Raw genomic sequence first — 14,084 nt, 5'->3', positions numbered from 1 at the left:
GGTTTAATTATTTTTTCTTCCCTTTTGCTGGTGCTGCGGCTGCCTGTCCTGGTTTTGGACGTTTCGCGCCGTATTTAGAACGACGTTGCGTTCTTCCTGCAACCCCTGCTGTGTCTAACGCACCACGAACAATGTGGTAACGAACACCTGGTAAATCTTTTACCCTTCCGCCTCTTACCAATACTATCGAGTGCTCTTGGAGGTTATGTCCTTCACCAGGAATGTAAGCGTTAATTTCGTTTCCGTTAGTCAAACGCACACGTGCTACTTTACGCATCGCTGAGTTTGGCTTTTTAGGAGTTGTCGTATAAACACGCGTACACACACCTCTTCGTTGAGGACACGAATCCAAAGCAGCCGATTTACTCTTCTTGGCAATCGTAGCTCTTCCTTTTCGTACTAATTGTGAAATTGTTGGCATAATTTATTTACAAAAAATTAATTTAAAATATTCTCTTCTTTGAGGGGTGCAAATATAAAAATATTTTTTAACTCAACAAACTATAATGTATTTATTTTCAGATTTTTTTTGACTTTTCAAGAAAAAAGGCACGTTAAAAGCCTGTTTAATTTTTTTTGAGTAAAATTTTTATAGCGGATAATTTAACCATATTTTCTGAGTTTTCTAGCAGTAATTCATAATTTCTACATAATCTTCGATCATTGTCTAGCCAAGCAAAAGTGCGTTCTATCACCCATCTTTTAGAAATGGGATGAAAATCCTTTTTCCTTTGATCATTTCTCATAACTACCTCAATGATATAACCAAATTTATTCTTCACTTGTTCGATAATCTCTCCCCTATAACCTCCATCGGCAAGGATAATCTTTAAAGGAATGAATAAATATGCCAAAGTTCTCATCAGAAAATCTGTCGCCTTACCATCGTGAATATTGGCTACTGTGGCTATTACTTATTACTGCTAATAAAAATCCGTTTTTGTCCACTACTATATGTCGTTTAATGCCTTTCACTTTTTTGTTTCCTTCAAATCCTTTCAACGAACGATTATTGCCCCATTTTACACTCTGGCTGTCCACCATTCCGAGACTAGGTACTTTGTTTTGGTTTCTTTTAGTCCTTACTTCTTCGCGTAATTTGGAAAGAAGTAAATCAAAATCCTCTGCATTTGCCCACTTGCTATAGTAGTAGTAAACCAATTGCCATTTTGGAAAATCACCAGATAACATCCGCCATTGGCATCCTGTTTTTACAAGATACATTATGGCGTTCCAAATAGTTCTTAAATCGTGTTTTCGCTTTCTTTCATTGAAATTCAAAGTTTTTTTATAAATTGCCACTGATTGTCAGTGATATCTGTTGGATAATTTTTCATCGTAACATAATTGTTTATTCACCAAAAAGTTACGAAAAAATATTTAATATCAACAGCTGACAATCATTTTTTTTGTTTTTATAAAAATTCTCAATACGAATTTTTGTAATATCTTTTTTAAACAGGCTCTAAGCCTCATTTTAGATTTCAAAAAAATAATCTATTGAGCAGCTTATTATTAAATCTACTCCATTTTCGAATTCTTTTTATTACTTTTGCTCACTTCTAACAAATGTTTAGTCAATGATACACTCTATGACCGGCTTTGGCAAAAGCGCCACACAGCTTACCGATAAACGCATCACCATTGAAATCAAATCACTCAATAGTAAAAATGCTGACATCAATACACGAATTCCGTTGGCGTATCGAGAAAAAGAACTCGAAATCAGGAAACGCATTTCCGATCGTCTGCAACGTGGTAAAATTGATTTTAGTCTTTTTGTTGAAAACACAGGAACGCAAACCCCTTCCAAAGTAAATGAAAGCATCGTTAAATCGTATATTCAACAACTTAAAAATATCGTTGATGGCGATACTACGGAGTTACTGAAAATGGCAGTACGTATGCCCGATGCACTCCAAACTACCCTTGAAGAGGTTTCAGGCGAAGAATTTCAAACCATAGCCCAGTGTATGGAAACAGCCCTTGACGAATTACTGAGTTTTCGCATCAAAGAAGGCGCAGTTTTAGAAAGGGAATTTATATTGCGAATTACCAACATCCAAAAATTGCTTGTAAAAGTAGAAACGTTGGACCCCAAACGGCTCGTTTTAATACGTGAACGATTAGAAAAGGCAGTTGCCGAAATGCAAAATGTAGATGTAAATCGTTTTGAGCAAGAGCTCATCTTCTATTTAGAAAAATTAGACATCACCGAAGAAAAAATCCGGCTGAAAAATCATTTGGATTATTTTTTGGAAACCTTGCAACTACCTGAATCCAACGGACGAAAATTAGGTTTTATTGCCCAAGAAATCGGAAGAGAGATAAATACCTTGGGCTCAAAGGCTAATTTTTCGCCCATACAGCAACTTGTCGTTCAAATGAAGGACGAATTAGAGAAAATAAAAGAACAAGTACTTAACGTATTGTAAATTAAACAGAATGAGTGGAAAATTGATTATTTTTTCGGCACCTTCTGGAAGCGGAAAAACAACCATTGTACGCGAATTGTTAAAACATTCGGAATTGAATTTGAGTTTTTCAATTTCCACGACCTCACGTCTTCCGAGAGGACAAGAAAAAAACGGTGTAGATTACTATTTCGTTAGCGTAGAAGAATTTAAAACCAAAATTGCAGCTGGTGACTTTCTAGAATGGGAAGAAGTTTATACCGATAATTTTTACGGCACCACACGAGCAGAAATTGAGAGGCTCAGCAACTTAGGAAAAAATATTCTTTTAGATATTGACGTTTTTGGAGGAATTAACGTCAAAAAACAATTCGGTACGCGAGCCTTATCTTTATTTATACAACCTCCGAATATTGAAGAATTACGCAGACGATTGGAAAACAGACAAACCGAAACCGCAGAAAAAATCAATATGCGTATTGCCAAAGCTTCTACTGAAATGGCTCAGGCTCATCATTTTGATAAAATCATCATCAATGATACTTTAGAAGATGCTGTGGCACAAACCTTACTTGCGGTAAAAAATTTCCTAAATACAAAATAATGAGAAAAATAGGTTTGTTTTTCGGTTCATTCAATCCCATACACATTGGGCACTTGATTATCGCCAATCATTTGGTTGAACATAGCGATATGGATGAGCTTTGGCTGGTAGTTACGCCACAGAATCCGTTTAAGGAAAAAAAATCGTTGCTGGATAATTATCATCGGTTGGAAATGGTACACCGAGCAGTGGAAGCATATCCTAAAATTCGTCCTTCAGACATTGAATTTCGTCTGCCACAACCTAATTACACCATAAATACACTGATGTACTTGGAAGAAAAGTTCCCTAACTATACTTTTTCGTTAATTATGGGGGAGGACAATCTGAAGAGTTTTTATAAATGGAAAAATTACGAACAAATTTTAGCTAATTATCATTTGTATATTTATCCGCGAATTTCGGAAGGCAACCTCCCCGATATTTTTGTAAACCACCCCAATGTAAAATTTATTCAAGCACCAATCATTGAGCTTTCAGCAACCTTTATCCGACAAGAAATCAAAGAAAAACGAAACGTAAAACCTTTACTTCCAGAAAAAGTTTGGCAATATATCGACCAAATGGGATACTATCTATAAATCATATTTTAATATTTTTTTTCAGTACACTGCCTACGAATTAGGCAGTTTTTTTATGTCTATTTTTTTTGAAAATAAGAACTAAATCATAATTAAACAACTGATTTAAAGTAACTTAAATTCAAAACAAAAATTTCCATTATTTTATTTTAAAAAATAATTTTACTTTATTTTTATTTTATAGTTTTTTTTTACACAAAAATTGTTTTGAGAAAAATATTTTTTTACATTTGCCCCAATTTATAACAAATATAATACAACAAAAAAATATGAAAATAACAGAGCATATTGCCAAAGCCAAAGGGCAAACCCTCTTTTCCTTTGAAATTGTTCCTCCTAAAAAAGGAAATAATATCGAAGAGCTTTATCAAAATATCGAACCGCTTATCGAGTTCAAGCCTCCTTTTATTGATGTAACCACATCGCGAGAGGAATATTTTTATAAGGAACATCCTAACGGATTACTGGAAAAGAAAATCACCCGTATGCGTCCTGGTACGGTAGGAATATGCTCTGCTATAAAGTACAAATATGGTATCGACACCGTTCCTCACGTACTCTGTGGAGGGTTTACAAAGGAAGAAACCGAATACCTATTGGTCGATTGTTTTTATCTGGGAATAAATAATGTGATGGCTCTGCGAGGTGATGCAATGAAAGAAGAGCGCTATTTCCAACCCACCAAAAACGGACATACCTACGCTGCACAACTAGTAAAACAAATCAAAGATTTGAGCAAAGGGAAGTATCTGCACGATGTCATTGAAACCGATTACGGAGCCGATTTTTGCATCGGGGTAGCCGGATATCCTGAAAAACATCTGGAAGCTCCTTCTCTATCTTTTGATTTAGCCCGATTGAAAGAGAAAGTAGATGCAGGAGCCGACTATATTGTAACTCAAATGTTCTTCGATAATCAAAAATATTTTGACTTTGTTGAAAGAGTACGTTTGGCTGGGATTGATGTACCCATTATTCCAGGTATAAAACCCATTACCAACAAACGGCACATCAATTTGCTTCCGCAGGTGTTTAAGTTGGATTTACCAGAAATTTTGGTTACTGAATTGGAAAAATGTAAAACGAACAAAGAAGTAAAGCAAGTAGGCATCGAATGGGCAATTGAGCAAAGTAAAGAGCTTAAAAACTATGGCGTTCCTACGCTTCATTATTATTCTATGGGAAAATCCGATGGTATTGTAGATATCGTTTCCAAAGTATTTTAATAATTCAATTCATCTAAAAAGAAAAATATCATTCATAATAAATAATAAAAAAATATAATTAGATATGAAAACCAATCTGTTAGGATATCCTCGTATTGGGGAAAAACGCGAACTAAAAAAAGCTAATGAGGCTTTTTGGGCAGGAAAATTTTCTGAAAAAGCACTTTTCGAAGTTGCTGATGCTATACGTATTCACAACTGGAAAATTCAACAAGAAGCAGGAATTGACTTGCTTCCATCTAATGACTTTTCGTTTTACGACCAAGTACTCGATTTTTCGTTCAGTGTCAATGCCATTCCGCATCGTTTCAGTCCGATAAAACATCTTTCGGATATGGAACTTTATTTCGCTTTGGCAAGAGGATACCAAAAAAACGGAATTGATATTACCGCTATGGAAATGACCAAATGGTTCGATACCAACTATCATTACATCGTTCCTGAATTCTACAAAAACCAAACCTTTGAAGTACGACACAACAAAGCCCTTGCCGAATACCAATTTGCTAAAGATAAAGGCTTTGAGACCAAACCTGTATTGTTAGGTGTGGTAACTTATCTATTATTAGGAAAAGAAAAGGAGAATGATTTTGACCGTTTGGACTTGGCTCTTTCATTGCTTGCCACATACAAACAAATCATAAAGGAATTGGTAGCTGCTGGAGCTAAAACCATTCAAATTGATGAACCTTGTTTGGTACTCGACCTCAGCCCGAAAGCCAACGAAACCTATACGATTGTTTATGAATCTTTAAAAAAAGATTTTCCTGATACTACATTTGTCATCACTACCTATTTCGGAGCATTGTCTGACAATTTGGCTCTGGCGTTAAGCCTTCCATTTGATGTACTCCACATTGATTTGGTACGAGCACCTGAGCAATTAGATGATGTTCTTAATCAGATAGATAATCATAAAAAACTTTCTCTTGGAGTTATTGACGGAAGAAACGTTTGGATCAATGATTTTGAAAAATCGGTAGCTTTGATTCAAAAAGCACAGCAGAAAATAGGTGATGAGCGTATTCTGATAGCTTCCTCTTGTTCTTTGCTTCATTCGCCTTGCAATTTGGAATTAGAAAATGATGAAAAAGTGCTCACTCCCGAAATCAAGCAATGGCTCGCCTTTGCTAAACAAAAACTTCGTGAGATTACCACCCTCAAAGCAATCGTACAGGATACAATAACACCAGAGCAGAAACAAGCCATTACTCAAAATAAAGTTTCCAATGACAATCGGAAAACCTCAACACTCATTCACGATGCCGCTGTAAAAGCACGTGTTTCGGCTGTTACTGAAAAGGATGCACATCGTAAAAGCAATTTTGCTACACGACAAGCCATTCAGCAAAAAACACTGAATTTGCCCCTTTTCCCAACCACAACCATTGGTTCCTTTCCTCAAACACAAGAGGTAAGAAGCTGGAGGGCAAACTTCAAAAAAGGCATTCTTCCGCTGGAGGAATATGAAAGCCTTTTAAAAGACGAAATTCAGGATTCTATACGTTTTCAGGAAGAAGCAGGTATTGATGTATTGGTTCACGGAGAATTTGAGCGTAATGATATGGTGGAATATTTCGGTGAACAATTAAAAGGATATACATTTACCAAATTTGGTTGGGTACAAAGTTATGGTTCACGTTGTGTAAAACCTCCTATTATTTATGGTGATGTTTCACGCCCTGAACCGATGACTGTACGTTGGTCAAAATTTGCACAATCGTTGACTTCATTGCCTGTAAAAGGAATGCTTACAGGTCCGGTAACTATTCTGCAATGGTCTTTCGTTCGTGACGACCAGCCCCGTTCAACTACTTGTACACAAATTGCTTTGGCAATACGCGACGAAGTGGTTGATTTGGAAAAAGCAGGGATTAAAGTCATTCAGATTGATGAACCTGCTGTTCGCGAAGGATTACCACTTCGTAAAAAAGATTGGGAAGACTACTATGATTGGGCGATACGAGCTTTCCGAATTTCAGCTTCAGGAGTAGCCGATAGCACTCAGATACATACCCATATGTGCTATTCCGAATTTAACGATATGATTCAGGCCATTGCCGATATGGATGCTGATGTAATCACTATTGAGTGTTCACGTTCGCAAATGGAATTGCTTGATGTGTTTGCCGATTTCAAATATCCTAACGAAATTGGTCCAGGAGTGTATGATATTCACTCGCCTCGTGTACCTTCCATTGATGAGATGACTTTCTTGATGGAAAAAGCCATTAAGGTTATTCCGCAACAGAATTTGTGGATTAACCCAGATTGCGGACTCAAAACACGCCATTGGGAAGAAACCAAAAAAGCTTTAGTGGCAATGGTTGAAACCGCAAAACAATTGCGAAACAAGTACACAAAATAACTATTTCTAAATCCGTAAACAAAAAGGTTGTTTAAAAGCAAAAGCAACCTTTTTTCTTTTGAAATAAGCTTGGTAAGATTTTTGATGTCTCTTTAAGAAAACGTATGAAAACTCATAGCCTTTTATTTTTCTTTTTTATTATACTGAAAATAAATGCCCAGTATCAATCAATAACAAAAAGAAATTTCAATAAATTTTACCAACAAGAAATCATTACTTGTTTTGAACCTGAAAATAATATACTGCAAACCATTGAACCCATCGCTAAAAAAGTATATATATTCAGAGAATATCAAAAAAATTATTTTTCAAAAGGCATACAATCTGACAAGAATCAATCCTTTATCGTAAAAAAAGCCTATATTGACATCCTTGGCAAAAACGAAAAAATACCATTTTTAGAAAAACTTAATTATGAAAATTTCGGCATTGAAAAAGAGAGAAGAGCCTTCGAAACTAGCTTATTACTACGAGAAAATTATTGGGTAAAAACACACAAAAATAAAAAAACAGAACTTCGTTACCAAAACCAAGTATTACTTCCAAAGAAATATGAGCGTATTGAGGCAAATCGTGCCTTTATAATTGGCTATGATAAAGGAAAATACGATATTTATAATACCTCATTGAGGTTACTTGCAAAAGATGTACTTACCTATACTCAACAAGAAGCCTATATTGAGTATGTGAAAAATCATCAGGTGTATCGCATAGGTATGGAAGGATTTTCTAAAAATAATTACACCCACAAAAAATTGTTTTTGTGTTGCGATATTGAAACAGATACCTCGTCAGAATATTTCCTTGAAAAAGATAGTTTGAATACTCCCACTATTTTGGAAAAGATAACCTTTTATAACGAAACATCTGAGCTTAAATACGATATTGTTTATCATTTTGATGACAATGAAAAATTTGATGATATCTTTTGGTTAGATGACACCTATGTACATCATTTAGAGCATCACGAACACTTTGAAGTAATGGTTATCAATGATCTACTCTTAGTAATAAAAGACAACAAGAAAGCTATCGCTTATCCTTTACTAAATCATCAAGAGCGTAAAATCATTCTTAAATACATTACCAACTTTGAATACGATTCAATACACTATACGGATATTAACACCCCTCTAATTCTCAGCAAAAAGCATCAAAAATTTGTGGGTCATTTTCCAAATTGGGATAGTTTTCGCTCCAATGAATACGAAAAACCTTTCCAATTACTCATCAGTGAACCTTTTAAAGAAATTCGAGAGCAGTATTACTTATTCATTCGTTATGTAAAAGAAAACGATAAAAAGGGCTGGTATAACATCAAAAAAAATACCTCTCACGATGACTTTTAACTGACAAATTGACATCATCAAATACTTTGGTATTTTTTTTGGGAAGAAGTTGTCTGAAAATTTTGAAACCTCGTAAAAGTACAAAAAGAAGATTTTTACAAAACGAAGGCAAATTAAAACTTTTTTATTTAGTCAAGTTTAAATTCCGTTTAGTTTGAAGAAACAATCAAAATGATAACAAAAGTAATTATTTTGGTTACGGATTCAAAAATATTGCTTTCAGAAGCTATTTTTTAGGTTTTTTAATCATTTTGTAAGTAATTGATGACTTTTTTAATCTTTAAAATCTTTAGTTTTTTGGATTTTTAAACTTTTCAATCTTTTCGGTTTGTTATGTTTTGGATTCTCTGAATCTTTTAAAAGTTGAATTTTTTAATCTTTTAATCATTAAATTATCTCATAAGAAATGAAAGGAAATATCAATGTTTCGGTGGAAAATATTTTTCCACTCATCAAGAAATTTTTATACAGTGACCACGAAATTTTCCTTCGGGAACTCATCTCTAACGCTACCGATGCTACGCTGAAATTAAAGCACTTAACCCAAATTGGCGAGGCAAAAGTAGAGTATGGAAATCCTATCATCGAAGTGAAGATTGATAAGGAAAATAAAACCTTACATATCATCGACCAAGGTATCGGGATGTCGGGCGAAGAGGTGGAAAAGTATATCAATCAGATTGCTTTTTCAGGAGCAGAAGAATTTTTAGAAAAATACAAAGACACTGCCAAAGATGCAGGTGTAATAGGGCATTTCGGACTCGGGTTTTACTCTGCTTTTATGGTGGCAAACCAAGTGGAAATCATCACCAAATCGTACACTGATGCTCCTGCCGTAAAATGGACGTGTGACGGCTCTCCCGAATACACGCTTGAACCTGCCGAAAAGTCAGAAAGAGGTACGGAAATCATCTTACACATCGCCGAAGATTCCACCGAGTTTTTGGAAGAATATCGCATCGAGGAATTGTTGCGTAAATACAACAAATTTATGCCAATTCCGATTAAATTCGGAACGAAACAAGTGCCACTTCCTCGCCCTGAAAATGCCGATGAAAATTACAAAACCGAATATGAAACGGCTGACAATATTGTAAATAACCCAAATCCGGCGTGGACAAAACAACCTGCCGATTTGCAAGACGAGGACTATAAAAACTTCTATCGTGAACTTTATCCGATGCAGTTTGACGACCCCTTGTTTCACATTCACCTAAATGTGGATTATCCGTTCAATTTAACGGGAATTTTGTATTTCCCAAAATTGTCAATGGATATGCAAATCCAAAAAGACCGTATTCAGTTGTATCAAAATCAGGTTTTTGTAACGGATAATGTGGAAGGAATTGTTCCAGAATTTTTGACAATGCTTAAAGGAGTTATCGATTCGCCAGATATTCCGCTCAACGTGTCACGTTCGTACTTACAAGCCGATGGCAATGTTAAAAAAATCGCAAATTATATTACCAGAAAGGTTTCTGATAAATTAAAATCGCTTTTCAATACAAATCGTGAGGATTTTCAATCAAAATGGAACGATATTAAGATTGTTTTGGAGTATGGAATGCTTTCCGAGCCGAAATTCTACGAAAAAGCAGGGGATTTTGTGCTTTATCCAACGGTAGATGACCAGTATTATACGCTTTCGGAGCTTAAAGAAGCCTTAAAAGACCAACAAACGGATAAAGATGGTAAATTGGTGGTGCTTTACGCCCAAAATAAAGAGGTACAACACGCTGCCATTGAAGAAGCTAAGGAAAAAGGATACCAAGTGTTGCTTTTGGATTCGCCCATTGTGTCGCATTTAATTCAAAAATTAGAACACGATAATGAAAACTTGACTTTTGCTCGAGTGGATTCGGCTCCGATTTCCAAACTGATTCAAAAAGAAGATACTACAATTTCCAAATTTTCGGAAGAAGAAAAAACATCACTTAAAGAAAGCATCGAAAAAAGCATTCCGAGTGAAGGTTTTGTGGTGCAATTGGAAGATTTGGACAGCGATAGCACACCTTTTAGCATCAATCAGCCCGAATTTATGCGTCGTATGAAAGAAATGAGTGCTACGGGCGGTGGCGGAATGTTCGGAATGGGTAATTTCCCTGAAATGTATCATTTGGTGGTTAATACCAATTCGCTTTTGGCAACTTCCATACTTAATGCAAAAGACGAAAACGAAAAACAAAGCCTCATCAAACAAGCCTTTGATTTGGCGAGACTTTCGCAAGGGCTTTTGAAAGGAAAAGAACTTACCGATTTCATCAAACGCAATTTTCAGGAATTGAAATAATATTGTTTTTTCCATAACTATAGAAAAGCGATGCACCATTTTTGTGTATCGCTTTTCTTTTTTTGCCTTTGTAAAAATCAATAATAAACCAAAAACAACAAACTTTGAATTTTAAAGCTAAAATTTAGATTCCGATGACAATATTTTAGGCTCGTGAACCAATATTTTAGCTTCCGATGACTATTTTTTAGGTTCCAAAACCTAAAATTTAGGCTCCGATGACTATTTTTTAGGTTCGTGAACCAATGTTTTAGCATCTGATGACAAGATTTTAGGTTCCAGAAGCAATAATTTAGGCTCCGATGACAATATTTTAGCTTTTGATGATTATTTTTTAGGTTCCGAAAACAATCATTTAGCCTTTTAAACCATTTTACTTATATTTGATTTATAAAAAATAGTTATTCTTATAAAGAGAGTATGATATTCTTCTTTACTTTTTGTTAATGGTTCATTTTTTCACTCAAAAGACAACCCCTTAAAAGTTAAACATTTACTAAAAATAAGTTTCGTAACGAAAAAAGTATTACTTTTATAACGAGCAACTTATAAATTAGTAATACTTATGAATAATTTGGTAAGCGCTAAGTTATCGGATTCCGATAAAGAGCAAGTAAAAGTCAAATTGCAAGAAATTCAGCAATTGTTACCCTTTCTGATAGCTCTTCCAGCAGGTCAGAAAAGAGGGGGAGCCTCGATGGGGCAAAAAAGTGTGGAATTTGTAAATCTCGCCTTGCGTGGAGCCACTCATTTTCCGCAGTATTTGCTTCAATCGTTTAACAAGGAGGAATTTGCCAATGATGTAAAACTTATTGACCAGCTTTGGGACATTCGTATTTTGGTGGCATCACTCCTTGAAAACATCGACGATACCATTCACGCCGCATCTATAGATGCAATGCATACGGGCAATGAAGTGTACGGCTATCTCAAAGCAGCCGCCAAAAAAGATGCTTCGGTCAAAAACTTAGTAGATGAAATGGCTAAACGATACGAAAAGAAAAAAACGAAAATACCGCCTTCTACTACATAATCATTGGGTATCTAATTCATTACAAAGAAAATACATTTATTTTAATCCTCCTTTTTTAACCCTAAAAAAGGAGTTTTTTTATCGGATAAAAAACCTTTTTTGGCATTTTTCAGATTTCAAAAAACACCTTTAATTTACGGATATAAAACTTTCTTTTTCACAATAAAAAAGTTATATTTGTTGAGCATTTTTTTTAAACTTACAACAGACTATGAGCTTTTATTTGCCCGACCCTATGTATATTACTCTTGCCATATTAGGTATTGCTTCATTCTTTTTTATGCGCGGTAAAGTCCGTTCCGATTTAGTAGCTGTGTGTGCCTTATTATGCCTGATGCTTTTCGGTATTCTTTCTCCGGCTGAGGCTTTGGCTGATTTTTCAAACTCGGTGGTGATTATGATGGTAGGACTTTTTGTTGTGGGGGCAGGTATTTTCCGTACAGGACTAGCAAAAATGATTAGTAGCCACATTTTACGATTGGCAGGAAATAACGAAAAATTACTCTTTGTACTAGTAATGCTCGTGACGGCTTCAGTAGGAGCTTTTGTAAGCAATACCGGAACCGTAGCTGTAATGATGCCCATCGTGGTAAGTATGGCGGCAAGTGCTAACCTAAATCCGTCACGCTACTTAATGCCTTTGGCTTTTGCCAGTAGTATGGGGCTATTTACACTAATTAGTACTCCACCCAACTTAGTCATTCAAGAAGCTTTAATTAAAGCAGGATACGAACCTTTAGGCTTTTTTTCCTTTGCCCCCGTAGGTTTGATTTGCTTAACCGTAGGAATTATAGGAATGTTCTTTTTGAGTAAAACTTTAATAAGCTCAGACAAAGACGATAAACAACGCATCAAGAAACACGGAAAAACCCTGCAAGAATTGGTTAGTGAGTATCAGCTCAATCATCAAGCCTTCCGATTTCAAATTACCAAAAACACACCACTACTAAACCAATCCCTTGCCGAACTAAAAATTGCCACTCGTTATGATATTCATATTACTAAAATCATACGCAAAACAAGTGCTTCTGGTTTAGGGAAAAAATATTTGGAAATTATGGCAACACCCAATTCACTGATTTTACACGGTGATGTTATTTATTGTACAGGAAATGAAGACAATATTAAAAAGTTTGCTCAAGAAAATCTGTTAACCTTTGAAGCCGACACCGAAGGTACTTTTTCTAACTTTCAGGAATCAGGTATTGCCGAAGTATTCGTTATGCCGAACTCAAAACTGATTAACCGTACCATCTTAGAGGCTCGTTTTCGAGAAGAATACAATGTAACGGTTTTAGGAATTAAACGCCAAACCACCTACAAACGTGAAGGTTTTCAAAATATGAAATTACACTCGGGCGATGCTTTACTCATTCAAGGACGTTGGGAAGATATTGCCGCACTAAGCAATAGGCAAGACGATTTGGTTTTAGTAGGTCAGCCCCTTAAAGAAGCTGCCAAAGTAACGCTCGACCAAAAAGCCCCCATTGCTGCAATCATTATGCTACTGATGATTATCGCTATGGTCACCAACATTATTCCTGCGGTAACGGCGGTAATGTTAGCTTCCATATTGATGGTCATTACGGGCTGTCTACGAAATATGGAAGAAGCCTACAATAGTATCAATTGGGAAACCGTAGTGCTTATTGCTGCAATGTTACCTATGGCTACAGCTTTCGAAAAAACCGGAGCGGCATCACTCATTTCTAATACCTTAGTACAACACTTAGGAAACTTTGGTCCATACGCTTTATTGGCTGGGGTTTATTTTTCCACTTCCATACTGACTCTTTTTATTAGTAATACAGCTACAGCTGTGCTTTTCTCGCCTATTGCAATGCACGCAGCACAAGGTATGGGGGTAAGTCCTTATCCGTTTTTGTTTGCTGTGGCAGTAGCAGCAAGTTTATGCTTTGCTTCGCCTTTTTCAACCCCTCCGAATGCAATGGTAATGCACGCTGGGCGCTATAATTTTATGGATTATATCCGTGTTGGTGCTCCATTACAGCTCATTATGGGAATTGTTTTGGTGTTGTTATTGCCTTTTTTGTTTCCTTTTTAATTTTTTTCTCTCTTTGGTAAAAATTACCTTTTAAACAAACTTTGAGTTTTACGCTCTTTTACTTTTTATCAACAACGTTTGAAATCCGATGTTTTGATAGAAGTAAACTTTGAAAAAAGTGTACCTTTGTCCGCTCTTTTTAATAAAGAAAGTT

General features: G+C 35.6%; 12 protein-coding genes. 9 read left to right on the top strand and 3 right to left on the bottom strand.

Going from position 1 to position 14,084, the window contains the following annotated elements; genetic code table 11:
- Positions 1-7: 7 nt before the first annotated feature.
- The 3 genes from rpsL to CGC47_RS10930 form a co-directional block, all read right to left on the bottom strand.
- On the bottom strand, positions 8-421 hold the full coding sequence (rpsL, locus tag CGC47_RS09090; RefSeq protein ID WP_013996552.1) for a 30S ribosomal protein S12: 414 nt from the start codon (positions 419-421) through the stop codon (positions 8-10).
- Positions 422-566: 145 nt separating this feature from the next.
- A complete protein-coding gene (locus CGC47_RS10935) occupies positions 567-863 on the bottom strand; it encodes a transposase (RefSeq protein ID WP_232779659.1) in 297 nt (98 codons plus the stop codon).
- A gap of 16 nt (positions 864-879) precedes the next feature.
- Positions 880-1,281: a transposase gene (locus CGC47_RS10930; RefSeq protein ID WP_232779658.1), complete on the bottom strand. Its 402-nt coding sequence runs from the start codon at positions 1,279-1,281 to the stop codon at positions 880-882.
- Positions 1,282-1,580: 299 nt separating this feature from the next.
- Between CGC47_RS10930 and CGC47_RS09080 the strand changes: the two genes are divergently transcribed.
- The 9 genes from CGC47_RS09080 (at position 1,581) to CGC47_RS09040 (ending at position 13,930) form a co-directional block, all read left to right on the top strand.
- A complete protein-coding gene (locus CGC47_RS09080; RefSeq protein ID WP_041999517.1) occupies positions 1,581-2,435 on the top strand; it encodes a YicC/YloC family endoribonuclease in 855 nt (284 codons plus the stop codon).
- 10 nt (positions 2,436-2,445) lie between these two features.
- Positions 2,446-3,018, top strand: coding sequence for a guanylate kinase (gene gmk, locus CGC47_RS09075; RefSeq protein WP_041999519.1), 573 nt, complete (start codon positions 2,446-2,448; stop codon positions 3,016-3,018).
- Positions 3,015-3,599, top strand: coding sequence for a nicotinate (nicotinamide) nucleotide adenylyltransferase (gene nadD / locus CGC47_RS09070; protein ID WP_041999522.1), 585 nt, complete (start codon positions 3,015-3,017; stop codon positions 3,597-3,599). The genes gmk and nadD overlap by 4 nt, the downstream gene beginning before the upstream one ends.
- A gap of 269 nt (positions 3,600-3,868) precedes the next feature.
- Entirely contained in the window at positions 3,869-4,825 is a 957-nt protein-coding gene (metF, locus tag CGC47_RS09065; RefSeq protein WP_041999524.1) for a methylenetetrahydrofolate reductase [NAD(P)H], read from the top strand.
- A 64-nt stretch (positions 4,826-4,889) separates the two neighbouring features.
- A complete protein-coding gene (gene metE, locus CGC47_RS09060) occupies positions 4,890-7,193 on the top strand; it encodes a 5-methyltetrahydropteroyltriglutamate--homocysteine S-methyltransferase (RefSeq protein WP_041999527.1) in 2,304 nt (767 codons plus the stop codon).
- 104 nt (positions 7,194-7,297) lie between these two features.
- Complete coding sequence (locus CGC47_RS09055; RefSeq protein WP_041999530.1) at positions 7,298-8,542, top strand: hypothetical protein; 1,245 nt, start codon at positions 7,298-7,300, stop codon at positions 8,540-8,542.
- Between the two features lie 406 nt (positions 8,543-8,948).
- Positions 8,949-10,832, top strand: a complete 1,884-nt coding sequence (gene htpG / locus CGC47_RS09050; RefSeq protein WP_041999533.1) for a molecular chaperone HtpG — start codon at positions 8,949-8,951, stop codon at positions 10,830-10,832.
- Between the two features lie 565 nt (positions 10,833-11,397).
- Entirely contained in the window at positions 11,398-11,865 is a 468-nt protein-coding gene (locus CGC47_RS09045) for a hypothetical protein (RefSeq protein WP_041999536.1), read from the top strand.
- A gap of 235 nt (positions 11,866-12,100) precedes the next feature.
- Positions 12,101-13,930 (top strand): SLC13 family permease, encoded by a 1,830-nt coding sequence (locus tag CGC47_RS09040; protein ID WP_041999562.1) that lies wholly within the window; start codon positions 12,101-12,103, stop codon positions 13,928-13,930.
- Positions 13,931-14,084: the final 154 nt, after the last annotated feature.

It is taken from the genome of Capnocytophaga canimorsus (assembly GCF_002302565.1).
Taxonomy (GTDB): Bacteria; Bacteroidota; Bacteroidia; order Flavobacteriales; family Flavobacteriaceae; genus Capnocytophaga; species Capnocytophaga canimorsus.
This window is presented reverse-complemented; position numbering and strand designations above follow the sequence as displayed.

Bases quoted from the DNA above. Each gene is read 5' to 3' on its own strand.
- CGC47_RS09055 (WP_041999530.1), top strand. From the start codon at position 7,298: ATGAAAACTCATAGCCTTTTATTTTTCTTTTTTATTATACTGAAAATA.
- CGC47_RS09080 (WP_041999517.1), top strand. From the start codon at position 1,581: ATGATACACTCTATGACCGGCTTTGGCAAAAGCGCCACACAGCTTACC.
- CGC47_RS10935 (WP_232779659.1), bottom strand. From the start codon at position 863: ATGAGAACTTTGGCATATTTATTCATTCCTTTAAAGATTATCCTTGCC.
- metE (WP_041999527.1), top strand. From the start codon at position 4,890: ATGAAAACCAATCTGTTAGGATATCCTCGTATTGGGGAAAAACGCGAA.
- CGC47_RS09045 (WP_041999536.1), top strand. From the start codon at position 11,398: ATGAATAATTTGGTAAGCGCTAAGTTATCGGATTCCGATAAAGAGCAA.
- rpsL (WP_013996552.1), bottom strand. From the start codon at position 421: ATGCCAACAATTTCACAATTAGTACGAAAAGGAAGAGCTACGATTGCC.
- htpG (WP_041999533.1), top strand. From the start codon at position 8,949: ATGAAAGGAAATATCAATGTTTCGGTGGAAAATATTTTTCCACTCATC.
- gmk (WP_041999519.1), top strand. From the start codon at position 2,446: ATGAGTGGAAAATTGATTATTTTTTCGGCACCTTCTGGAAGCGGAAAA.
- CGC47_RS09040 (WP_041999562.1), top strand. From the start codon at position 12,101: ATGTATATTACTCTTGCCATATTAGGTATTGCTTCATTCTTTTTTATG.
- metF (WP_041999524.1), top strand. From the start codon at position 3,869: ATGAAAATAACAGAGCATATTGCCAAAGCCAAAGGGCAAACCCTCTTT.